The 22155-nt window shown below is 68.0% G+C and carries 19 protein-coding genes; 11 read left to right on the top strand and 8 right to left on the bottom strand.

Annotated elements, in window-relative coordinates:
* Nucleotides 1-152: 152 nt before the first annotated feature.
* Nucleotides 153-1334, bottom strand: a complete 1182-nt coding sequence (locus AC0IWM_RS14750) for an amidinotransferase (RefSeq protein ID WP_471756176.1) — start codon at nucleotides 1332-1334, stop codon at nucleotides 153-155.
* Nucleotides 1335-1543: 209 nt separating this feature from the next.
* Here AC0IWM_RS14750 and AC0IWM_RS14755 point away from each other — a divergent pair, with 209 nt between their 5' ends.
* From AC0IWM_RS14755 to hpnK, 5 genes are all read left to right on the top strand, one after another.
* Nucleotides 1544-2635, top strand: a complete 1092-nt coding sequence (locus AC0IWM_RS14755) for a flippase-like domain-containing protein (RefSeq protein WP_471756178.1) — start codon at nucleotides 1544-1546, stop codon at nucleotides 2633-2635.
* Nucleotides 2626-3237, top strand: a complete 612-nt coding sequence (locus tag AC0IWM_RS14760; protein WP_471756180.1) for an MlaC/ttg2D family ABC transporter substrate-binding protein — start codon at nucleotides 2626-2628, stop codon at nucleotides 3235-3237. Before AC0IWM_RS14755 ends, AC0IWM_RS14760 begins: the two co-directional genes overlap by 10 nt.
* 106 nt (nucleotides 3238-3343) lie before the next feature.
* Entirely contained in the window at nucleotides 3344-4522 is a 1179-nt protein-coding gene (hpnI, locus tag AC0IWM_RS14765; RefSeq protein ID WP_471756182.1) for a bacteriohopanetetrol glucosamine biosynthesis glycosyltransferase HpnI, read from the top strand.
* Nucleotides 4523-4579: 57 nt separating this feature from the next.
* Nucleotides 4580-6010, top strand: a complete 1431-nt coding sequence (gene hpnJ, locus AC0IWM_RS14770; protein ID WP_055951775.1) for a hopanoid biosynthesis associated radical SAM protein HpnJ — start codon at nucleotides 4580-4582, stop codon at nucleotides 6008-6010.
* Nucleotides 6011-6124: 114 nt separating this feature from the next.
* Complete coding sequence (gene hpnK / locus AC0IWM_RS14775) at nucleotides 6125-6961, top strand: hopanoid biosynthesis-associated protein HpnK (RefSeq protein ID WP_471756184.1); 837 nt, start codon at nucleotides 6125-6127, stop codon at nucleotides 6959-6961.
* A gap of 98 nt (nucleotides 6962-7059) precedes the next feature.
* Here hpnK and AC0IWM_RS14780 read toward each other — a convergent pair whose 3' ends face one another.
* Nucleotides 7060-9732 (bottom strand): MMPL family transporter, encoded by a 2673-nt coding sequence (locus AC0IWM_RS14780; protein ID WP_471756186.1) that lies wholly within the window; start codon nucleotides 9730-9732, stop codon nucleotides 7060-7062.
* Between the two features lie 626 nt (nucleotides 9733-10358).
* On the opposite strand from AC0IWM_RS14780, the gene hpnH reads away from it, so the two are divergent.
* Nucleotides 10359-11522, top strand: coding sequence for an adenosyl-hopene transferase HpnH (hpnH, locus tag AC0IWM_RS14785; RefSeq protein WP_055951783.1), 1164 nt, complete (start codon nucleotides 10359-10361; stop codon nucleotides 11520-11522).
* Nucleotides 11523-11634: 112 nt separating this feature from the next.
* On the opposite strand, the gene AC0IWM_RS14790 is transcribed toward hpnH, so the two are convergent.
* Nucleotides 11635-12054: a PilZ domain-containing protein gene (locus tag AC0IWM_RS14790; RefSeq protein ID WP_471756188.1), complete on the bottom strand. Its 420-nt coding sequence runs from the start codon at nucleotides 12052-12054 to the stop codon at nucleotides 11635-11637.
* 397 nt (nucleotides 12055-12451) lie between these two features.
* Here AC0IWM_RS14790 and ykgO point away from each other — a divergent pair, with 397 nt between their 5' ends.
* The 3 genes from ykgO (at nucleotide 12452) to AC0IWM_RS14805 (ending at nucleotide 14248) form a co-directional block, all read left to right on the top strand.
* Nucleotides 12452-12577 (top strand): type B 50S ribosomal protein L36, encoded by a 126-nt coding sequence (gene ykgO / locus AC0IWM_RS14795; RefSeq protein WP_003601867.1) that lies wholly within the window; start codon nucleotides 12452-12454, stop codon nucleotides 12575-12577.
* Between the two features lie 78 nt (nucleotides 12578-12655).
* Entirely contained in the window at nucleotides 12656-13261 is a 606-nt protein-coding gene (locus AC0IWM_RS14800) for a tetratricopeptide repeat protein (protein WP_471756190.1), read from the top strand.
* A gap of 6 nt (nucleotides 13262-13267) precedes the next feature.
* Complete coding sequence (locus tag AC0IWM_RS14805; protein ID WP_471756192.1) at nucleotides 13268-14248, top strand: alpha/beta fold hydrolase; 981 nt, start codon at nucleotides 13268-13270, stop codon at nucleotides 14246-14248.
* 40 nt (nucleotides 14249-14288) lie between these two features.
* On the opposite strand, the gene pyk is transcribed toward AC0IWM_RS14805, so the two are convergent.
* A complete protein-coding gene (gene pyk / locus AC0IWM_RS14810) occupies nucleotides 14289-15725 on the bottom strand; it encodes a pyruvate kinase (RefSeq protein ID WP_471756194.1) in 1437 nt (478 codons plus the stop codon).
* A gap of 981 nt (nucleotides 15726-16706) precedes the next feature.
* The gene (locus tag AC0IWM_RS14815) at nucleotides 16707-17183 is read right to left on the bottom strand and encodes a MarR family winged helix-turn-helix transcriptional regulator (protein WP_471756195.1); all 477 of its coding nucleotides are present in this window, start codon (nucleotides 17181-17183) and stop codon (nucleotides 16707-16709) included.
* A gap of 47 nt (nucleotides 17184-17230) precedes the next feature.
* Here AC0IWM_RS14815 and AC0IWM_RS14820 point away from each other — a divergent pair, with 47 nt between their 5' ends.
* The gene (locus AC0IWM_RS14820) at nucleotides 17231-18736 is read left to right on the top strand and encodes an FAD-dependent oxidoreductase (RefSeq protein ID WP_471756197.1); all 1506 of its coding nucleotides are present in this window, start codon (nucleotides 17231-17233) and stop codon (nucleotides 18734-18736) included.
* Nucleotides 18737-18976: 240 nt separating this feature from the next.
* Here AC0IWM_RS14820 and AC0IWM_RS14825 read toward each other — a convergent pair whose 3' ends face one another.
* The 3 genes from AC0IWM_RS14825 to AC0IWM_RS14835 form a co-directional block, all read right to left on the bottom strand.
* A complete protein-coding gene (locus tag AC0IWM_RS14825) occupies nucleotides 18977-19372 on the bottom strand; it encodes a DUF1036 domain-containing protein (protein WP_471756199.1) in 396 nt (131 codons plus the stop codon).
* A 460-nt stretch (nucleotides 19373-19832) separates the two neighbouring features.
* Nucleotides 19833-21149, bottom strand: coding sequence for a glycerate kinase type-2 family protein (locus tag AC0IWM_RS14830; RefSeq protein ID WP_471756201.1), 1317 nt, complete (start codon nucleotides 21147-21149; stop codon nucleotides 19833-19835).
* Nucleotides 21146-21394, bottom strand: coding sequence for a hypothetical protein (locus AC0IWM_RS14835; protein WP_471756203.1), 249 nt, complete (start codon nucleotides 21392-21394; stop codon nucleotides 21146-21148). The genes AC0IWM_RS14830 and AC0IWM_RS14835 overlap by 4 nt, the downstream gene beginning before the upstream one ends.
* Here AC0IWM_RS14835 and AC0IWM_RS14840 point away from each other — a divergent pair.
* The gene (locus tag AC0IWM_RS14840) at nucleotides 21393-22139 is read left to right on the top strand and encodes an N-formylglutamate amidohydrolase (protein WP_471756205.1); all 747 of its coding nucleotides are present in this window, start codon (nucleotides 21393-21395) and stop codon (nucleotides 22137-22139) included. The two genes, AC0IWM_RS14835 and AC0IWM_RS14840, sit on opposite strands and share 2 nt — an antisense overlap.
* Nucleotides 22140-22155: the final 16 nt, after the last annotated feature.

Raw genomic sequence — 22155 nt, forward strand, 5'->3', positions numbered from 1 at the left:
CAGAAGGTCCTCTCCGTCTTCTCCACCATCACCGCACCCGTCTCCGCAGGCGCCTCCCTCTACGCAACCGCGCGGTAAACCCGCGAGCGCAATGAATAAGAGGGGCGCCGATCGCGGCGCCCCTCTTCCTTCGAACGACGGTCGAGACCGTCCTAGAAATACGACTTCAGCGTGCCCCGCCGACGGACGTCGAGGGTGGCGCAGTGGAACGAGCCGCCGAACGGACCGTAGGACAGGAACGGCGCCGGGATGGGATCGAAGCCCCAATCCTTGAGCGCCTTGATCAGGGTCGGCTGGCTCGCGTCGACGACGATCTTCTTCTCGTCGAGCGCCAGCACGTTGATCGAGGTCCAGGGCGAGCACATCGAGATCTTGCTCATGAAGCCCTCGACGGGGTCGGGACGGGGGGCGATCAACACGTCCCACTTCTTCAGCACGGCGGGAAGCTTCTCGACGTCGATGTAGTCCGGGTTCACCAGGACCTTGCCCGGGGCCAGGGGCATGAACGACGAGTCGATGTGCATCGGCTGCGGGCAGCGGCTCTCGATCTCATGGACCCGGAAGCCGGAGCCCAGGTGGCGGCGCAGCCATTCGATGCCCATCAGGTTCGTCACGTTGGAGCGCGTCACGAAGATGTCGCGTCCGCACCGGACGAAGTCGGCGGCATCGAAGACCGGCTCGAACTCGTTGACGGTGAACTGCATCGGCTCGCCGGCCTTCAGGTTCGGCACCCGGTAGTCGTAGTTGTAGAGCTCGTCCGTGAGCTGCGGCCGCGGCGCCGACGTCCAGCGCGCACCGTTGCGGAAATATTCCTTGAACAGCGAGCGGTAGGCGTCGCCCTCGAAGTAGCGCGAGCGCCAGCACATCGGGCTCTCGATGATCTCGTCGCCGATCACGAGGTACGGATCGCGGGGGCAGGCGACGCAGAAGCCGCGCGAGGACCAGCGCGGCGCCTTGTACTTGCGCGAGAAGTCCAGGGAATCGGGACGGCGGATCTTCACACCCTCGCCGGCCAGGATCGAGATGAAGTTGTCGAGCTCCTTCTGCGCGAGCTTCTTCATGAACTGCGGGTAGCGAAAACCCGAAGCGAAGCGATAGAACGGCTGCGCCGCTCGCGGAAGGTTGAAGATCACCGTCAGGTGGTGTGTCGGAATGGTCGCACCGTCGAGACTTCCGACGATGACCTCCTCCAGCGGATCCCACTCGTTCCAGGCCATGACCGGGGAGCTCGGGGCGGGATCCCGGGTCGCTCCGTAGACGCTCCCGGCATAGCGCTCCGCCTGCGCGTCATCGTGCACGACCTCGCCGGCCGTGATGTGTGATTCGCGGTCCATCTAAATCCGTTCCCCTGTCCGCCCCGACGGCTGATTCGCGGGCCTTCCGCCCTGTGCCGCTTTGGTTCTGACTGTGTCTCCGGGGTGATAGACAACGGTTCCCAAAGCTGCAACTTCCGGAGACGTTCACCGTTTCCGACGGTTTTTTCCGGTCGGAAACACGGCGGATCTAAGCTCAGACCCGCTGTGCTGTCGGCCGAAAGGGGCCCATGAAACGTCTCACGACACTGGCCCTGATCGTCGGCCTCTGCACGGTCGTCGGCCTGTTCCTGTCCTCGGGACTGGAAGACGTCGCGGCTGCCGTGGTCAGCGCCGGTTGGGGTGCCCTGATCGTGGTCGTGGCCCGTGGCTTCGCCGTGGCCTGGGCCGGCCTCGGCTGGTACGTGATCTTCCCGAAGATGGCGCGTCCGACCCTGTGGGACTGCATGACGCTGCGCTTCGTGCGGGAGGGCATCAACACGCTCCTGCCGGTCGCCCAGGTCGGCGGCGATTTCGTCGGTGCCCGCCTGCTGACCAAGCGCGGCGTCCCGGGTGGCGTCGCCGGAGCCAGCATGTTCGTCGACTTGATGACCCAGGCGGTCACCCAGTTCCTGTTCACCGTGGCGGGCGTGCTGCTCCTCGTCTGGATCGCCGGCGACGGCCCCATCGTCCGGACCGTCGCGGGCGGCCTCGCCTTGGCGGCCCCTGCCCTCGGCGCCTTCTACCTCATCCAGCGCCGCAGCGGACACAAGGTCATCCAGGCTCTCGTCAGCCGCTTCGCCGGCTCGCGCGAGTGGCGGGCGCTCGGCGCCATCGACGTGCTCTACGACAGCCTGAAGCGCCTCTACGGCCATCGCGGCCGCGTCGCCGGCGGCCTCGGCATCCATCTCGTCGGCTGGTTCATCGGCACGATCGAGGTCTACGTCGCCCTGCACTTCATGGGATACCCTGTCAGCATCGTCGAGGCGGTGGTGATCGAGAGCCTGGCCCAGGCGGTTCGCGGAGCGGCCTTCGCCGTCCCGGGCGCCCTCGGGGCCCAGGAGGGCGGGTTGATCGCGCTCTGCGCCATCTTCGGCATCCCGGCCGAGGCGGCCCTGGCTCTCTCGCTGGTCAAGCGTCTGGCCGATCTCCTCGTCGGTGTCCCCGGGCTCTTCGCGTGGCACGCTCTCGAGGGCAGCGATGCCGCGGCGCCCGTGGTGGCGCCCGAAATCCGAAACGAGCCCGTTCTGCGCCACGACCTTCTCGTTCCGGTGCTCGCCAACGATTTCGGCGGCCGCGCCCGGGTCGAGACCGATCTGGGAGACCTCAAGAAGTGCGCCTGAATCGCGTCGTTCTCGCCGGCCTCGTCATCGGGCTGCTGCACCTGAGCCCGGCCGCTCGCGCGGCGGACGATCCGGCCGTGGATTCCGTCACGAAGGTCTACACGATCTTCGAGTCGGCCCTGAAGGAGGCTCCGAAGGATGTCGGAGCCCGCGCGGCGAGCATCGGCTCGACCCTGAGCGAGACCTTCGATTTCCCTGCCATGATCCGCCTCGCCGCCGGACTGAAGTGGAAGACCTTCACGCCCGAGCAGCAGGGCGCCCTGACGGAGGCCTTCGGTCGCTACTTCACCGCGACCTACGCCACGCGCCTCGCCCAGGCGTCCGGCGGCAAGTTCACCGTGAAGCCGCAGAGCGAGGCCCGCGGCCCCAACCGCGTCGTCCAGACGGAAGTCGCCAACAAGGATGGCGACACCTCCCAGGTCGACTTCCTGGTGGGTCCCGGCAACCGCGTGCAAGACGTCTATCTGAACGGCAATGTCAGCGAGGTGGCGAGCCTGCGCGGCAGCTTCGCCGAACCGCTGAAGACCGGCGGCGCGGACGGCCTGCTGACATTCATGCGCGATCGCACCACGGGGATGCTCGCCGCCAAACCAGCGCCTTAGAGTCCGGCCAGACACCCCGGACTTTGTTCCTCTTCCGACCCGTTGCGATTCGCGCCGCTCGCTACCGCGGCACTCTCACGAGACCCGTGACCGAGCGATGCCCTTCATGGACCTGACCTGGCTCTCGCACCTCCTGCCACTGATCGCCCTGGTCGGCTGCCTCTACGGCCTGACCGCAGCGGCCCTCGCGAGCCGCTTCGCGCGGAAAGCTGAGCCGGTGCTCGGGGCCGAGGCGCCGTCGGTGACGATCCTGAAGCCGCTCTGCGGTATCGAATCGAACCTCTACGAGAACCTCGAGACCTTCTGCCAGCAGGCCTATCCGGGTCCGGTGCAGATCGTCTTCGGCGTCCAGAACGCCGCCGACCCGGCGATCGCCGTGGTCCGCCGCCTCCAAAAGGCCTATCCGGCCGCGCGGCTCGACCTCGTGATCGATGCACGCCAGCACGGTTCGAACCGAAAGGTCTCGAACCTCATCAACATGTCGGCCCGCATCGCCCATGAGGTGATCGTGCTCGCCGACAGCGACATGGTGGTGAAGCCCGACTATCTCGGGCGCGTGGTCGCCACCCTGAGCCAGCCCGGCGTCAACGGCGTCACCTGCCTCTACCACGGCGTGCCGGCGCATCGGGGCATCTGGGCTCATCTCTCGGCGCTCGCCATCGACGTCCAGTTCCTGCCGAACGTGGTGATGGGCACCTCCCTCGGCCTCGCCAATCCCTGCTTCGGCTCGACCATCGCGTTCAGCGCGACTGCCCTCGCCGCGATCGGCGGCTTCGAGACGTTCCGGGACGATCTCGCCGATGACTATGCGATCGGCGAGGCCCTGCGCGCCCAGGGTGGACTCGTGGCGATCCCGAGCTTCACCATCGGCCACACCTGCGTCGACACCGACCTGGCCAGCCTCTGGACTCACGAACTGCGCTGGAACCGCACCATCCGCAACGTCGATCCGGCGGGCTATGCCGGGTCCTTCGTCACGCATGCCTTTCCGCTCGCCCTGATCGGCGCCCTGATTCCCGGCGCAGGCACCACGGCCCTGGCTGTGGCGGCCTTCGCGCTGGCCTGTCGCATCGTCCTGTGTGTCCGCCTGGAGCGGGCCTTCGGTCTCGCCCCGCACCCCTACTGGCTGTTGCCGATTCGCGACATCCTCTCCTTCATGAACTTCACCTGGAGCTTCGTCTCAGGTGCGGTGACATGGAAGGGCCATGATTATCGCGTGGTTGCGGACGGTACCTTGATCCCCGAGACGACCCTCGGCCGCGATGCTGGTGCATCGTCGCTCTGATCTTCGCCTCGACCCTCGCTTCACCTTTCCCCTGATCTCGCTGAGGCCTTGAACCCCATGCGCACCCTTTTCCTGCAGGCTCCCACCTTCGACGGCTTCGACGGCGGCGCCGGCTCCCGCTACCAGGCGAAGCGCGAGATCAAGTCGTTCTGGTACCCGACCTGGCTCGCCCAGCCGGCCGCGCTCGTGCCGAACTCTAAGCTCATCGACGCGCCTCCGCACAACATCAAGCTCGATGAGATCGTCGCCCAGGCGCACGATTTCGACCTCGTCGTGCTCCACACCTCGGTGCCGTCGTTCAAGTCCGACGTGAAGACCGTCGAGGCACTCAAGGCCGCCAACCCGAAGCTCATCGCCGGTCTGATCGGCGCGAAGGTCGCGGTGGATGCCGCCGGCTCCATGGCGCAGGCCCCATGCATCGATTTCTGCGCCCGCAACGAGTTCGACTTCACTGTCAAGGAAGTTGCCGACGGCACCCCGATGTCCGAGATCAAGGGGCTGTCCTATCGTGATGCCAACGGCGTCGTGGTCCATAACGAGGACCGCGAGATCATGACGGACATGGACCAGCTTCCGTTCGTGACGTCCGTCTACAAGCGCGACCTCGAGATGGAGAAGTACTTCATCGGCTACCTGAAGCACCCCTACATCTCGTTCTACTCGGGCCGTGGCTGCAAGTCGCGCTGCACCTTCTGCCTCTGGCCGCAGACGGTCGGCGGTCACACCTACCGCACCCGCTCGGTCGCGCACGTGATCGAGGAGATCAAGTACTGCCTGAAGGAGTTCCCGCAGACGAAGGAGTTCTTCTTCGACGACGACACCTTCACGGACAACCTGCCGCGCGCCGAGGAGATCGCCCGCGAGCTCGGCAAGCTCGGCGTGACCTGGTCGTGCAACGCCAAGGCGAACGTGCCCCGCGAGACGCTGAAGGTCCTCAAGGACAACGGCCTGCGCCTGCTCCTGGTCGGCTACGAGTCCGGCAACCAGAAGATCCTCAACAACATCAAGAAGGGCATGCGCGTCGAGGTTGCCGAGAAGTTCACCAAGGACTGCCACGAGCTCGGTATCGCCATCCACGGGACCTTCATCGTCGGCCTCCCAGGCGAGACGAAGGAGACGATCCAGGAGACGATCGCCTTCGCCAAGCGCATCAACCCGCACACGATCCAGGTCTCGCTGGCTGCGCCCTATCCCGGCACGTTCCTCTACAAGCAGGCCGTCGAGAACGGCTGGCTCGACGTCGAGAATGCCGAACTGGTGGATGAGAACGGCGTTCAGATCGCGCCGCTGCACTACCCGCACCTGTCGCACACGGAAATCTTCGCGGCCGTCGAGGAGTTCTACAAGAAGTTCTACTTCCGCGCGCCGAAGATCGCCTCGATCGTCTCCGAGATGGTCCGGTCGCCCGACATGATGAAGCGCCGCCTGCGCGAGGGCGTGGAGTTCTATCGCTTCCTCAAGGAGCGCCAGACCAGCGCCGCCGCCTGAGCGCGACGTCAAGTCCCTGTGAGGCGGCCGGGCTGGAAAGCCCGGCCGTTTCGCGTTTCGGGAGAGAAATCTCTTTCAAGGGGACAGGATCCCCCCGCCAGCCGGAGCCGCGACGTGAAGCGATTGGTTGTCACGGCCGATGATTTCGGTGTGAGCTTCGAGGTCAACGAGGCGGTGGAGCAGGCTCACCGCTACGGTATCCTCACCGCCGCGAGCCTGATGGTCTCGGCGCCGGCCGCCGCCGATGCGGTGGCACGGGCCAAGCGCCTGCCGTCCCTGCGGGTGGGCCTACACCTCGTGATGGTGGAGGCTTGGCCGACCTTGCCGCCGGCCGAGCTGCCGGATCTCGTCGGGCCGGACGGTCTCATCCGCAGCGACATGGGACGCCTCGGCCTCGACCTCGCCCTGAAGGGCTCGGCGCGGCGCCAGCTCGCCGCCGAGATCGAGGCGCAGTTCCGGGCCTATGGGGCGACGGGGCTGCCCCTCGACCATGTCAACGCCCACAAGCATTTCCACGTGCACCCGCTGATCGCCGGACTGGTCCTCGCCGCCGGCGCGCGGTACGGCATGCGAGCGATCCGCGTGCCCCGCGAAACCCGCGCGGTGCTGCGTGCGGCCGAACCGAGCACCCGTGCGAAGGCGGCCTTGGACACGGCGCCCTGGGCAGCTCTGCTCGCAGTGCGGGCGCGCCAAGCCGGACTCCTGATCCCCGATCGAACCCTCGGCCTCGCCTGGTCGGGCGCGATGACGCCGGCCCGGGTGGCGAGCCTTCTGGCCCATCTACCGGACGGCTTCACCGAGCTCTATACCCACCCGGCGACCGGAGGCGGTTTCCCGGGCGAGGCACCGGGCTACGCCTATGCGGCCGAGCTGGACGCGCTGCTCGCACCTGAAAGCCGTGCGGCCGTTGCCGGCATTCCACGCGGCGGCTTCTCGGATTTTCTGACCTGACCGCCTGGGCAAGCCTCGGGCAAGATCGCCCTCCGGATATGAGAACGGACGCGGACTCGGCCCGCGCCCGTTCTCATAAATGCGCTGGAGGCGGTGGCCTACTTGGCCGGCACCGCTTCAGCGACGGGGGCCCGTGCCGTCGGCGGCAGGGCTGCATCGCCCTCGGGACGCTTCGGGTCGGGATGCTTCGGCGGCGGGCCGAGGAAGGCCGGAACCACGAAGAACGCAGCCACCAGGGTGAAGAACAGCGATAGGGCGAGGAGCTTGCCCATGCTGGCGGTCCCTGGATGGCTGGAGAGCACCAGCGAGCCGAAGGCGGTGCCGGTGGTCAGCGCCGAGAAGAAGATCGCTCGGGTCAGGCTGGAAGCCAGCATGTCCGTGACGCCGGCCCGCCAGGCGATGACGTAGTAGATGTGGAAGGCCACACCGACGGCCAGCATCAGCGGCATCGCGATGATGTTGGCGAAGTTCAGCGGCATCCCGACGATGTGCAGGGCCATCAGGGTCCACAGGGTCGCCAGGACCAGCGGGCCGAGGGTCATCGCCACATCCCACGGCTTGCGTAGGGCCACGGAGAGGATGATGAAAATCAGCACGAGGGCGGTGACCGCCGCCTGCAGGAAGGCGCCGAGGATGGTGTAGCTCGACGAGGTCGTGGCGACGGGGGCACCGGTCGCGTGGGGCGCGACGTTCTGCACCTCCTTCGCGAAGTTGCGCAGGACCCGGTTGTCGTTGGCATCCCCGCTCGGATGGACCTCGATCCGCGAGCGTCCATCGGCGGCGACCCACTCCGCCTTGAGCTTCGGCGGTAGGTTGTCGAGCGTCACCTTTTCGGGGTTCAGCAACCCGGAAAGACGCGTGAGCAGCGTCTTGAGGTCGGTGGTCAAGGCGACGCTGGCGGCTTCACGGGTGGCGACCGGCGCGGCCGCGAGCTTTTCGAGATCGGTGGCGAGGTCGCCGGCCGCCTTCGCGCCGGGGGCGCTGGAGCTGGAGGCAATGCCCCGCAGGGCCGTCACGGCTTCCTTGATCGCCTTGACGTTGTCGGCGTCGGTCGGCGGTGGCGGCTTGCGGCCCGGGTTCAGCACCGGACCCAGGAGCTGCGCGGTCTCCGCGATGGTCGCGAGCTTCTGATCCTGATCGGGCGGCACGAAGGTGTTGATGTCGATCACCTTCGCCACCGATTTCAGCTTCGTCAGCTTGTCGGCCAGGCCGGGCACCGCATCGACCGACGGCGCCATCACGTCGATGATGTTCGGGCTCGTCGCCGGGTCCTTGATCAGGTCGAGATAGGTCGAGATCGATTCCACCTTCGGGCTGCGCAGGTGCATCGGGTTGGAATCGAAGGGCAACTTGAAGAGAAGCGGGATGCCCGCCAGCGTGATCACGCCGACGCCGATCAGAATCGGCTTGCGGTTGCGGATGATCCACGGGTCGACGCCGGCCAGCCAGGTGGTCTCGACGGCCTCGCGCTCTCCCTTCGGCCTGAACACCGCGATGAGCGCGGGCAGCAGGGTGAGGGCGAACAGGTAGGCCACGATCATGCCGACGCCAGCAATGAGACCGAGTTCGGAAACGCCGCGGAATGCGGTCGGCAGGAACGCGAAGAACCCGGCGATCAGCGAGATGGCCGCCAGCGTCAGCGACCAGCCGACCCCGCGCGCCGCCGCCCGCATGGCCGAGGGAAGATCGGGCTGCTCGAAGCGGTCGGCACGATAGCGGACCGCGAACTGGATGCCGAAATCGATACCGAGCCCGACGAAGAGCGCGGCGAACGCCACCGAGATAGGATTCAGCTCACCGACCATGAGAAGGCCGAGGCCGGCCGTGACGATCAGTCCCGCAAAGGTGGTGATCAGGACCGCACCGATCAGCGGCGCGGAGCGTAGGGCGAGCCACAGGAACAGGACGATCGCGCCGACGGTGACGCTATAGTTCAGCAGCGCATCCTCGGAGAGGGTCGCGAACTCGTCATCGGCCACGGCCACCGGTCCGGTCAGCCGCATGCGCGGAGCGCCGGCGAATTCAGGGCCGCCCAAGGTGTTGATCTTGAGATCGGAGGCGACCTTGCGCACGACCTCGGTGGCGTTCGCACCTGGCTGAAGGGCATTGTAGTCCAGCACCGGCTGGATCATGACGAACTTGCGCAGATCGGTGCTCTGCGTCTGTCCGTCCGACAGCAGCATCTGCCAGGACATCCGCGCGGGCTCGCCCGCCAGCACCTTGCGCACGGTCGCGTCGATCTGGGTCATCGGCCGCTCGAGATCTTCGAGCTTGGCGTCGCCGCTCTTGATGCCGCGGGCTCCCAGACCGAGGACGCGCATGATACCGCGCAGCGAGGGATCGGCCGCCAGCGGGCCGAGGAGGCCCTGCTGCTGAACGAGCTTTTCGGTGGTCTTGGTCAGCTCCTCCTGCGACATCAGCAGGAAGCCGTTCTTTTCGTAGAAGGCACCGCCGTCCGGGCGATAGACGGACTCGATCATGTCCTTGTGGCTGGCCAGAGCCGCGGAGAATTCGGCGGCCGCTTCCTCCGCCTCCTCGGGCGTCTTGCCGTCGATCACCGCCACGAGGGTGCCGGTGCGCTGCGGAAACGCCTTCTCGTAATTGATCTCGTCCTGGCGCCAGGGCACATCCTTGTCGATCAACCGCTCGACGTCGGTATTGATCTTGAAGAGATGAGCCGCCACACCGGCACTTGCCGCGGTGACGAGTGCGACGAGAGCTATGACCAACCAGCGACGCTGGACGGAAAACGCGACGAGCCGTTCGATCACGAGTGTCCTACCTGCCTGAGCGATCCAGTTCCCGTCCGGCCGCGCGGATCATCGGCGTAGCGGATGGTGAGGGCCGCGGAACGGGAACCGATCTGTCGAGTGACGCCGGTTATCACCTGTTGGTGCAAATCCCGAATCCAATGCCCGAGCCTGGTCGCGAGGAACCTAGGCGCGAAGGGGTCGGAGATGATCGACCGAATCGCATCGCTCACACGAATTTGCTTTACCGACCCGCCCACCTAGCGGCCCGGAGGCCGTAATGCAACGCAACCGCACCCACGCAACACCGGTTCACCCGACAGTGTGATTTCGCACCGCAACGACCGAAGAATCCAGGCTTTGCTCGCCCACGACAGACTTGACGTACAGTCAAGCTGCGGCCCTGGCATGCAGTCACCGACTAGGAATAAGCGCTCCCGGCTGAGTTATATGCCGCTGGAGCGCCCCGGCCGTTCGACGGTCTGGAGTCCTGGTCTGTGGCCGGATTGTTTCAGCGCCGGAAGAACGTGCGCGAACGGCGCCCATTCGAGGTCTTTCGGATTGGTTCCAGTCTAGCTCGCTGGAATTTGGCCTTTTTTCACGCTAAGCAGCCCGATACATCGGGGCCAACAACAAGGAGCCGCGTCTTGGGCATCCCTATCCGGTACGTCGCGAAGATCGGCGGCTACATCCTGAAGCAGCACCTCACTGGTCGCAAGCGCTACCCACTGGTGATGATGATGGAGCCGCTGTTCCGCTGCAATCTGGCTTGCGCCGGTTGCGGGAAGATCGATTACCCGGACGAGATCCTGAACAAACGGCTGCCGGTCGCGGACGCGCTGGAATCGGTGCGCGAGTGCGGTGCACCCGTCGTCGTGATCGCCGGCGGCGAGCCCCTGCTGCACAAGGATCTGCCCCAGATCGTCGAGGGCATCATCGCGCAGAAGAAGTTCGCCATCGTCTGCACGAACGCGCTTTTGCTCGAGAAGAAGATCAAGGAGTACAAGCCGAGCCCGTATTTCACTTGGTCGATCCACCTGGATGGCGACAAGGAAATGCATGACCAGTCGGTGTGTCAGCGCGGCGTCTACGACAAGGCGGTGGCGGCGATCGCCAAGGCCAAGGAGATGGGCTTCCGCGTCACCATCAACTGCACCTTCTTCAACAACTCCTCCGCCGACAAGATCGCCGACTTCTTCGACAGTGTCACGAAGATGGGCATCGACGGAATCACGGTCTCGCCGGGCTACGCCTATGAGCGGGCGCCCGACCAGAAGCACTTCCTGAACCGCAAGGCGACGAAGGAGCTGTTCCGCGGCGTGTTCCGCCACGGCAAGGAGAAGGGCCGCGAAAAGTGGACCTTCCAGCAGTCGGGACTGTTCCTCGACTTCCTGGCCGGCAACCAGACCTATCATTGCACGCCTTGGGGCAATCCGACCCGGACGGTGTTCGGCTGGCAAAAGCCCTGCTACCTGCTCGGCGAGGGCTACGCGGCGACGTTCAAGGAGCTGATGGAAGAGACCGACTGGGACTCCTACGGCACCGGCAACTACGAGAAGTGCGCCGACTGCATGGTCCATTCGGGCTACGAGGCTTCCTCCGTGGTCGACTCCGTGAAGAAGCCCTGGAAGCCCCTGGTGCATGCGCTCCGCGGGATCAAGACCGAGGGCGAGATGGCCCCGGAGGTCAGCCTGGAGAACCAGCGTCCGGCCGAGTTCGTGTTCTCGCGCAACGTCGCCCAGAAGCTGTCCGAGATCAAAGCGTCGGGCGTCGACACCAAGCGCGAAGCCCGCAACCGTAGCGCCGCCTGAGTCGTCTCAGCGCAGCACCCGCAACACCAAAAACCCCGCCCTGCGCATGCAGGACGGGGTTTTTCTTTGTCGCGCAGGATAGCGTCGCCGGGAAGAGTGCCGAGGCGCGGCTTCAGAACGAGGAGATGCCACGCTTCCGCGAGCGCACGCCGATGCCACCGCCATCCACTTCGACAGGCGTCGAGGGGTCGGCCGGTGGATCGATCGCGGGCGCGGTCGGTGCGGGCGTCGCAGCGGATGGCGGGACCTTGCCGACCCGTTCGATGCGAACCCCGACGAAGTCGCCGCGCCGCCACGCGATCCGGACGAGGCAGAGGAAATCGCGCCCGATGATCCGCAGCATGAAGACGGGCGGAAGATCCTGACTGGCACCGACGCAGATTCGTGCGCCGGATTTCGAGACGTCCTTCACACTACACGGGATCTCGGTGCCGTCCCGGAATCGGATCGTCGCGATCCAGTTGGTCGGATTACGCTCTTCTCGCCGCTGGATTGCCGTCGGTGGCTCGGATTGCTCCAGGTTAGTCGTCACGGGTTCTGTCTCCGCGCCCCACGTGCGTTGAAAAGACATAGCAACCTAATCCTTTACAGACGGATATCGGCAGCCTCTCGCATCGGATTACAAGTGATTGACAAGCCGGCCAATGGTCACGAAAGCGCGAATGTCTCGATGGTGTTCCCCGTTGATCTGCCGGCTCGAGGAAGCGTAAAAGCCGCGACCCCGCCTCAGCTTCGGAGCCCGAGGGAGGACTTTCCGGCGAAGCTTCCGCTCGGAATGGTCCCGAACGCCTTGCCTTGCCTGCGCGAATCCTGATATGGCAACCGCCTTTCCGCGATGCATCGACACATCGCCGAGGCCGCCGTCAGGTGCCTCGTTCCCGAGACCCTATGGACAGGCGGCGGGTTCGTTCCCGACCGACGTGAGACCGATGAAGATTCGCAACTCCCTCAAGTCCCTGCGTGGCCGTCACCGCGACAACCAGCTCGTGCGTCGCAAGGGACGTGTCTACGTCATCAACAAGACCCAGAAGCGCTTCAAGGCGCGTCAGGGCTGAAGCGCACGGGGCGCTTCGCCGCGAGACGCGGCAAGCGCACACGTTGACGTCGCGATCCGAGGCGAGGAAGCTCCGCCCATGTCGCGCCCTTCATCCGATCGATCCTGCCTGAAAGCCGCGCTCGTCGCGGCTTTCTGCGTTGTCCTCGCCCCCTCCGCCGGTGCGCGGCCGACGGCCGAACCGCAGCCGCCGAAGAAGGTGCAGCCGCTCAGCCTCGACGATCTCTACGCGCGCCTCAAGGCGGCCGGGGACGATGCCGAGGCGAAGGGGGTCGCGCGGCTGATCGAGCAGCGGCTCGGGCGGTCCGGCAGCGCGACGGCCGACCTCCTGACCGAGCGCGCCCGCCAAGCCATGTCTAGTCAGGACCTGCCCCTGGCGGTCGAGCTGATGGACCGGGCCACCACCCTGGAGCCCGGCTGGTCCGAGGGCTGGAACCGGCGCGCGACGGTCTTCTGGATGCTGTCGGACCCCTCCGCGGCGATCGCCGACCTGCAACGCACCCTCGTGCTGGAGCCGCGCCATTTCGAGGCCTGGGCGGCCCTGGGGCGGATCTACCAGACCCTCGAAGACAAGCGCCGCGCCCTCGAGGCGTTCCGCCGGGCGGCCGCGCTGTATCCACGGATGGACCGGCTGCAACAGGCCATCGACCGCCTGGCGCCGGACGTCGACGGCCGCGACCTGTAGACGACCATGCTCCTCCTCAAGCTGATCGCCGGCCTCCTGGCCGGTGGGATCGTCCTCGCGCTCGTCGCCGCGGGCATCACCCTGCTGATCGCGGCGCGGATCGACGCACGCTATCCGCCGGCAGGCCCCTTCGCGTCGGTGACCGGCGGGCGCATCGCCACGATCCAGGCCGGCCCGAACCTGTCCGCGCGCGGCACCGTCGTCCTGCTGCACGGCGCCTCGGCCAATGCCGCCGACCCGATGGCGGATCTCGGCCGTCGCCTCGCGGCGGACGGGTTTCGCGTCGTCGCCCTCGACCGGCCGGGCTTCGGCTGGAGCGACCGCCTGACCGGCGGCGCCATGGCGACGCCGAAGGCCCAGGCCGCGGCGATCGCCGAGGCGCTGAAGGCGCTCGGGGTCGGACCCGCCCTCATCGTCGGCCATTCCTGGGCCGGGGCGCTGGCGACCGCACTCGCCCTCGATCATCCCGACCGGGTCGCGGGCCTCGTCCTCCTCGCGCCGGTGGCGATGCCGCTGCCCGCGCTCGGCCCGCTCCCCTGGTATTATCGGCTCGCCCTGGTGCCGCCGGTGACTTGGCTCCTCAGCCGCACGGTGGCGACGCCGATCGGGCTCACCTACCTCGCGCCCGCGGGCCGCTCGGTGTTCCGGCCCCAGGACGCGCCGGCCGGCTACCTGGAGGCGAGCCGGGCCGCCCTGGTCCTGCGTCCGTCGACGATGCTCGCCAACGTGCAGGACCTCATGGCGCTGCCGGAGGCCCTGCAGCGCCAGAGCGCCGAGTACGGGCGCATCACCGCCCCGACGGTCATCGTCACCGGCGACCGCGATGCGATCGTCCCGGCCGAGCGGCACGCCAGACCCCTGGCGGACCTGATCCCCGGTGCCCGGCTCGTGGTCCTGCCCGGGATCGGGCACATGGTCCACACCGTCGCCACGCAGGCCGTGGTCGACGAGGTCGCGCGCCTCGCCGAATCGCTTCCGGTGCCCTGAGGCGCGCCGGGCCGCGGGGCCCGGACGCGCCTCGGCGGGATCACGCCTTGGCGGCGTGCTCGCGGGTGACGAAGGCGATGCGCACGAGGTTCGTCGCGCCGGGCGTCCCGAACGGAACGCCCGCCACCACGATGATGCGCCCGCCGATCTCGGCGAAGTTTTCGCGAACGGCGAACTTCGCCGCGCGGAACGCCATGTCGTCGACGTCGCTGGCATCCTTGGTGACGATCGGGTGGGTGCCCCAGCACAGGGCGAGGCGCCGGGCCGTCTCGCGCTTCGGCGTCAGCGCGATGATCGTGGCGTTGGGCCGGGATCGGGCGAGGCGCAGGGCGGTCGAGCCGGAATGCGTCCAGGCCATGATCGCCGTGAGGTTCAGGGCGTCGACCATCTGGTGCGCGGCGGCCGCGATGGCGTCGGAGGCGGTGGCGTCGGGCTCGGAGCGCTGGGCCGTCAGGATCGTCCAGTACAGGGCGTCGCGCTCGACCTGCTCGGCGATCCGGCTCATCATCGAGATCGCCTCGATCGGGAAGCTGCCGGAGGCGCTCTCGGCCGAGAGCATCACCGCATCGGCCCCCTCGTAGACCGCGGTGGCGACGTCGGAGACCTCGGCGCGGGTCGGCACCGGGGCAGTGATCATCGATTCGAGCATCTGGGTCGCGACCACCACCGGCTTGCCCATGCGGCGGGAGGCGCGGGTGATGCGCTTCTGCACGCCGGGCACCTGCTCCAGGGGCATCTCGACGCCGAGATCGCCGCGGGCCACCATCAGGCCGTCGGAGATCTCGATGATCTCATCCAGGCGGGTCAGGGCCTGCGGCTTCTCGATCTTGGCCATGATCAGGGCCCGGCCCGCCGCGACCTTCTTCACCTCGGCCACGTCCTCGGGACGCTGCACGAAGGAGACGGCGATCCAGTCGGCGCCCGCCGCGAGGCCGGCCTCGAGGTCGCCACGGTCCTTCTCGGTCATGGCGGCGACGGGGATCACGGTGTCGGGCAGGGAGACGCCCTTGCGATTCGAGATGCGGCCGCCGACCTCGACGCGGGTCACCGCGCGACCCTCGGACACCTCGGTCACGGTCAGCCGCAGCTTGCCGTCGTCGATGATGACGACGTGGCCGGGCTCCAGGGCCGAGAGGATCTCTGGATGGGGCAGGTAGACGCGCGAGACGTCGCCGGGGGTCGGGTCGCTGTCGAGCACGAAGGTCGCGCCGTTCTGCAGGATCGCGGCGCCCTCGGCGAAGGCGGCCACGCGCAGCTTCGGACCCTGGAGGTCGACGAGGATCGCGATCGGATGCTTCAGCTCGCGCTCGATCGTGCGGATGACCTCGATCTTCTCGGGCAGCTTCTCGCGGGGCAGGTGGCTCATGTTGAGCCGGAAGACGTCCGCGCCGGCGCGAAACAGCTTCTCGATCATCTCCGGCGTGTCGGAGGCCGGACCCAGGGTCGCGATGATCTTCGTGCGGCGTGAACGTTTCAAGGCAGTCTCCATCCCCGGATTGGGCTCCGCCGGCTTCGAAGCGACCGGATCTCGAGCGAGGGCCACAAGCACCGAAGCGGCCGGGAGGTCAAGAACGCCGCGCTCGGCCGGCGGACGCCCGGTCGGACGCGATGCGGCCAGCACATGGGCGACGGGACCCGTGCGGATGCGGGCACGGGCGTGCGTCCCCGCCGCCGTTTCCGGCGCGGGATGCGAGAGGTGGGAGACGCGGGACGCCGCGAAACCACGTGAACAAGACGAATGCCGGTTTCCCGGCGTCCCTGAGCCCGGCCCCGGAGGCCCGAACCCGTCACGTCACGGCGTCTTTGCACTGCGCCGGCGACTCGGCTTGCGGCGGCCCCCCTCCGGTGCCCCGATCCCTCGCGGGATCGACGGCCCCGGCGGCCGGCTTATCATGGCCCACGGCCCCGGACCCGCCTCGTAATGGGCAGGCCGTCCGTTGTCTGGGGGTGCCCCAGAAACCGCACCGACGAATCGGCCCGCTCCGGAACACCTTGCGTCGCGCGGTGCGGCTCGGGGCGATGGCGAAACCGGGCCATCGACGCGAGCGCCGTCTCCTCCTCCAAACCCGCCGGCCCGGTCCGCCGACGGGCCTCCCGTCGAGGGAGGCGAGTGGCGGCAAGAAAGCACGGAATAGGAATATTGTCAAGAATTGTCGGGCGGCGCCCTGGTGTCCGCAGACCCTTCGCGGTGACGCACCGCACGGATCCGACGCCCGCGCGCCTTTCGCCTCGTCGCAGAACCGGGGGACGTCCGCTCGCAACCGTCGTCGCAGCGGCGGCCAACGACTGCGCGGCGTTGGGATCCGCCCGTCCGCTCTATGACCGAATTGGGTGGATTCCTGCCTGACCGCTTCCGGACGGGTGAAGTAACAGGGCGAACGTTGCCCCGTCTCCGTCTGCAACCCTAGTCGTCATGGAATGCTACCTGATCCCACAGATCGCAGTCTCTTTCCCTTTGTTATTCGTGGGCAGCGGTCAGGCTATCGGAGAACTTGTTCATCAGCCGCACCAACTCGGTGACATCGTGCGGCTCCCAGCCGGAGAAGATCGCCGCGCCCATCCGCTCCCGAGCAGCGTCGATTGCATCCGTCATGGCTTTGCCCTCGGGCGTTACCACCGCCTCGCGCACTCGCCCGTCCGTTGCGCCTGCTTGGCGGTCCACCAGTCCGAGTTCGCCGAGTTTGGCGACCTGCCGGCTGACCGTCGTGTAGTCGCGGCCGATCCGGTCCGCGAGGTCCACGACGCCGATGGGGCCGCGTCGCTCGATGACGACCAGCAGCGGGAACAGTGCTCTGTCGAGGGGAATGCCCGCCGCGCGCACCATCGCCTCGTCGCGCTGTGGCTGGTTCATCACGGCCACGATCTCCAGCAGCGCTGCGTGAAGTTGGCGGATCTGCGAACCGATATGTGTATTTTGCACATTTTGACTTGACATCGCCGCAGTCCCCCATTTATGTGCATAATACACATAAATGGGCTGTCATGACAGACTTTTCCAGCACCGACGTTCTGATCTGTGGGGCCGGCGCGGCGGGCCTGACGCTTGCCGTCGATCTGGCCCGGCGAGGCATCAGCTTCCGCCTCGTCGAGAAAGCACAGGCCCCGTTCGGCGGCTCGCGTGGCAAGGGCATCCAGCCTCGCACGCTCGAAATCTTCGAGGACCTCGGCTTCGTCGATCGTATCGCAGCGGTCGGCGGCCGTTATCCCAACCAGCGGACCTACCGTCCGGATGGCACCCACACGGACGAGGAGATGTTTACCGACGCGAAGCCCGCCCCTGACGAGCCATACCGGGTTCCGCTGATGGTGATGCAGGGGCGCACCGAGCAGGTGATGCGTGAGCGTCTGGCTGAACACGGACGCCAGCCGCACTACGGCTGCGCACTGACGGGCTTCAGGCAAGATGCTGAGGGCGTCACAGCCAACGTGATCGATCAGAGCGGCGCGTACACCATCCGAGCGCGCTACCTCGTGGGCGCTGACGGAGGCCGCAGCTTCGTGCGCCATGCTCTGGGCATCGGGTTTCCAGGCAAGACGCTCGGCGTGCGTGCCGTGGTCGCTGACCTGCGGCTGTCGGGGCTCGACCGCACGATCTGGCACCGTTTCAACGAGGGCGATATGGCCCGCCAGTTGGCGCTGTGCCCGCTGGCCGGAACGGATTTGTTCCAGTTGCAGGCCCCGATCTCTGCCGAAGGCGAACCGGACCTATCCATCGCGGGATTGCAGGCGTTCATCACAGCTCGCGCCCCGGATGGGTTCGTCATCATGGTGCACGACGTGCCCTGGGCCTCTGCCTACGCCATGAACGCGCGATTGGCCGACAGCTACCGCTCGGGGCGGGTGTTCCTGATGGGGGACGCCGCGCACATCCATCCACCGACAGGCGGACAGGGCCTGAACACGAGCGTACAGGACGCCTACAATATCGGCTGGAAGCTTGCAGCGGTACTGGAGGGCGCGCCTGCCGCCTTGCTGAACACCTATGAGGAAGAGCGTCGGCCGATCGCGGCGGCGATGCTGGGGCTATCCACGGGGCTGCTCGAAGCGGCCAAGCGCGGTGACATGCGCCGCGGCCGCGAGGTACAGCAACTCGATCTTGGTTATCCGACTTCCTCTCTGGCCTTCGAGGCCTCCGAGCGCAACCGCCGCATCCTCGTGGGTGATCGCGCACCGGATGCGCCGCTGACGGGTGCTGCCGGGCAGGTTGTGCGTGTATTCGACCTTCTGAAAGGGCCGCACTGGACCCAGATCGGCTACATGGTGGACCGGGCCACCCACACCCCGCGACCCGGGCTGCACATCCACCACATCAGTCCCCGCGGCGACCTGATCGATACGTTCGGGCACTTCCGTACCGCCTACGGGCTCGAAGAAGGGGACTGGGTGCTGGTGCGTCCTGATGGGTACATCGGCGCACTCGTCGCGGCCGACCATCTCGGTGAGCTGGATGGCTATCTCGACCAGATCGGCCTCGTCGCTAAGGCTTGAGCCGTGGAGCGTGGCTGACCGTCCGCAGCTATCTGTTCTGAATGACCGGTTTCCGGCGCATCAGAAGTCGCATCGAACGACCGGGTTGGGTCGAAGGCGGAACATCCGCCCCCCGGTCAGGAACCGCGATCCCGTGGCCGTCCCGAACGGACCACCGGCGTCGGTCCCGGGACGCGGGGGAGGGCGCCCCGACAGGCAGCGGATCTCCGGCGTGAGACCCGCGCCCGCCCCGGCCGCGCCTCACGGCGCCGGCGTCACCGGCTGATTCGGGTCGGTGAGCTGGATCGTCCAGCTCTTCTGTTCGCCGGTATCGACCTCGTAGAAGCCGTTGCGGTCGAGCCCGCGGGCGAGGCAGTCCTCGACGCCCCGGATCGTGAATTCGCGATCCTTCGTGCACATCAGCGAGCGTCCGCTCCACTCGCCGCCGCGCGTGTAGTCCACCGCGTAGACGTAGTAGAACCGCGCCGCGAGGGAGCCCTTCAGGAGCGTCTCGCAGACCTTCGGCGCCACGTCCCACCAGCCCTCGGTGACCCAGCCCTGGGGGTCGCGGTAGCCCAGCGCGATGCCGACCTTGCTGGCGGTCTGGTTGCACATGCGCAGGTCCGCGCGGGCGGGGGCGGGGAGCAGCGCGAGCATCGCCAGGGCCGCGCCCGCGAGTCCATTCCTGCAGCGGAGGATCCGGACGCCGCTGCGCGCAACGAGGTCCGGCCCGTGCCTTCGGGCGATGGGCTGCACGCTCAGCCGCCACGGGCCGGTCGCCGCGTGGGATGGATCGATCGACCCCCGGCCCGAGACGCCACGGGGCTCCCTCTCCTGGAAGGAGAGGGTTGGGGTGAGGTGCGTGACCTCTCCGGACGACCCACGCACCTCACCCTGTCCCTCTCCGTCCCGGAGAGGGGACCCGCGAAGCCCGCGACAGGCGCGAGGCCCGTCGGCCATTCGGTGAGGCGCCGGCTGTGTGATCGGTCCGATGTCCCGTTCGATGGGGTGGGCGGACGCGCCACGCTCGATCCGGCCCTCTCCCTGCGGAGGGGAGAGGGGAGCGCGCGCCGGCAGGGACCGGAAACGCGTGCGTCCCATCGGGCGCGCGAGGCCCCTAGCCGACGAGGATGATGCGGCAATCGTTGACATTGGTGCGTGTCGGACCCGGCTGCACGAGGTCGCCGATGGTGGCGAAGAACTTCGTCGAATCGTTGTCGGCCAGCATCGCGGCGGGATCGAGCCCGGCCTCGCGGGCGCGGGCGAGGGTCGTCGGGTCGACGAGGCCGCCGGCCGGATCGGTGGCCTCGCCGCGGCCGCCATCCGTGCCGTCGGTGTCGGCGGCGATGCCGAGGATGTCGTCCGCGCCGTCGAGCGCGAGGGCGAGCGCCAGGGCGTATTCCTGGTTCGGACCGCCATGGCCCTCGCCGCGGATGGTCACGGTGAGCTCGCCGCCCGAGATGATCGCGACCTTGCGGCCGGCCTTCGCCAGGTCGAGCGCCATGCGGGCATGCTCGGCCGCGACCTCGCGGGCCTCGCCCTCGACGTCGGGTCCGAGCATCACCGGCTCGTAGCCGGCCGCGGACGCGGCGGCCGCCGCCGCCTCCAGGGCGTCGATCGGACGGGCGATGATGCGGTACTCGGCCCGGGCGAAGGCGGGGTCGCCGGCCTTCGGGGTCTCGTTGATCGGATCGTCGAGGAGCGCCTTGGCGGTCTCGGGCAGGGGGATGCCGCGGCGCTCGCAGATCTCGCGGGCATCGGCGAGCGTCGTCGGATCCGGCACGGTGGGGCCGGAGGCGATCACGGCCGGGTCGTCGTGCGGCACGTCGGAGACGGCCAGCGTCAGGATCGAGCGGGCGTTGCGCGCCATCATGGCGAGGCGGCCGCCCTTGATGCGCGAGAGGTGCTTGCGCACGGCGTTGATCTCGTTGATCGGCGCGCCGGAGCGCAGCAGGGCCTTGGTGATGGCCTGCTTCTCCGTGAGGGTGAGCTCCCCGGCCGGGGCGATCCAGTTGGCCGAGCCGCCGCCCGAGAGCAGCACCAGCACGTCGTCGTCCGGCCCGGCATCGGCGGCGATCTTCAGGGCGTCGATGGTCGCGTCGATGCCGGCCTGGTCCGGCACCGGGTGGCCGGCCTCGACCATGCGGATCATCGGCGCCTCCTCGCCGTAGCCGTGGCGGGCGACCGCGAGGCCGACGATGCGGCTCGGATCGACGCCGTGCTCCTCCCGGTAGAACCGGCTGGCCACCGCCGCCATGCTGCCGCCGGCCTTGCCGGCTCCCAGGATGATGAGGCGGCCCGGACCCGGGGCGGGCAGGTGGGGCACGAGGCAGCGCACCGGGTGAGCGGCGGCGATGGCCTCGTCGAGGCAATGGAGGAGGAGGGCGCGGCGGGTCCCGGTCGAGGCGGGTGCGGTCATTGCGGGTGCGGTCATGGCGTTTCCGTATTCCGATGGTCGATCGCAAAGGCGGCCCGGTGGTTCTCCTCCGGATTGTTGTGCCCCCGGCATGGTGCCGGATTGTTGCCGTCGCGGCGCGATCCGCGATACGTGCTGTGCCCGACGCTCGCCGCCTCGGCAAGCCGCGCCGTCGCGGGACCTCCGCCCGCGACGCGGCCGGCGGCTTGCATCGCCTCCGTCGTCCCGATGCCGCCCGCGCCCAACCGGACCGTGCCTCCCATGCAGCCACCGCATCCCGTCGAGACCATCCCGGGCGATCCCGCCGGGGGCCTGCTCCTGATCTGCGACCATGCCTCGAACCACGTTCCGGAGGACCTGGCGCAGCTCGGGGTGCCGGAGCACGAGTTTGCCCGCCACATCGCCTACGACATCGGCGCCGCCGGGGTGACGCGCCGGCTCGCCGCCGCGCTCGGCGCCCCGGCGATCCTGACCCGCTTCTCGCGGCTGATCATCGACCCGAACCGGGGCCGGGCCGACCCGACCCTGGTGATGCGCCTCTCCGACGGGGCCGTGGTGCCGGGCAACGCCCGCATCGACGAGGCCGGCAAGGCCGAGCGCATCCGGCGCTTCTACGCGCCCTTCGACGTGGCGATCGAGGCCGGGATCGCGCAGGCCGAGGCGACCGGCATCCGGCCCGCCATCGTCACCATCCACAGCTTCACGCCCTACTGGCGCGGGGTGCCCCGCCCCTGGGAGGTCGGCATCCTGTGGGACCGGGACGACCGCATGAGCGCGCCCCTGATCGCCGGCCTCCGGGCCGACCCCGCCGGCCTGACGGTGGGGGACAACGAGCCCTATGGCGGCGGCCTGCCCGGCGACACCATCGACCGCCACGCCATGGCCCGCGGCCTGCCGAACGCCCTGGTGGAGATCCGCCAGGACCTCATCGTGGGGGAGGCCGGCCAGGCCGAGTGGGCGGAGCGATTCGCGCGCCTCCTGCGGCCGATGCTGCCGATCCGCGCTTGACGGGAGGCCGCCGCGC

The organism is Methylobacterium sp. AC433, assembly GCF_979253015.1.

Excerpts from the sequence above, each read along its gene's own strand:
- AC0IWM_RS14805 (WP_471756192.1), top strand. The coding sequence starts at position 13,268 with ATGCTCCTCCTCAAGCTGATCGCCGGCCTCCTGGCCGGTGGGATCGTC.
- AC0IWM_RS14755 (WP_471756178.1), top strand. The coding sequence starts at position 1,544 with ATGAAACGTCTCACGACACTGGCCCTGATCGTCGGCCTCTGCACGGTC.
- AC0IWM_RS14815 (WP_471756195.1), bottom strand. The coding sequence starts at position 17,183 with ATGTCAAGTCAAAATGTGCAAAATACACATATCGGTTCGCAGATCCGC.
- AC0IWM_RS14820 (WP_471756197.1), top strand. The coding sequence starts at position 17,231 with ATGACAGACTTTTCCAGCACCGACGTTCTGATCTGTGGGGCCGGCGCG.
- AC0IWM_RS14800 (WP_471756190.1), top strand. The coding sequence starts at position 12,656 with ATGTCGCGCCCTTCATCCGATCGATCCTGCCTGAAAGCCGCGCTCGTC.
- AC0IWM_RS14835 (WP_471756203.1), bottom strand. The coding sequence starts at position 21,394 with ATGGGAGGCACGGTCCGGTTGGGCGCGGGCGGCATCGGGACGACGGAG.
- hpnI (WP_471756182.1), top strand. The coding sequence starts at position 3,344 with ATGGACCTGACCTGGCTCTCGCACCTCCTGCCACTGATCGCCCTGGTC.
- ykgO (WP_003601867.1), top strand. The coding sequence starts at position 12,452 with ATGAAGATTCGCAACTCCCTCAAGTCCCTGCGTGGCCGTCACCGCGAC.
- AC0IWM_RS14750 (WP_471756176.1), bottom strand. The coding sequence starts at position 1,334 with ATGGACCGCGAATCACACATCACGGCCGGCGAGGTCGTGCACGATGAC.
- AC0IWM_RS14825 (WP_471756199.1), bottom strand. The coding sequence starts at position 19,372 with ATGCTCGCGCTGCTCCCCGCCCCCGCCCGCGCGGACCTGCGCATGTGC.
- AC0IWM_RS14840 (WP_471756205.1), top strand. The coding sequence starts at position 21,393 with ATGCAGCCACCGCATCCCGTCGAGACCATCCCGGGCGATCCCGCCGGG.
- hpnJ (WP_055951775.1), top strand. The coding sequence starts at position 4,580 with ATGCGCACCCTTTTCCTGCAGGCTCCCACCTTCGACGGCTTCGACGGC.
- AC0IWM_RS14830 (WP_471756201.1), bottom strand. The coding sequence starts at position 21,149 with ATGACCGCACCCGCAATGACCGCACCCGCCTCGACCGGGACCCGCCGC.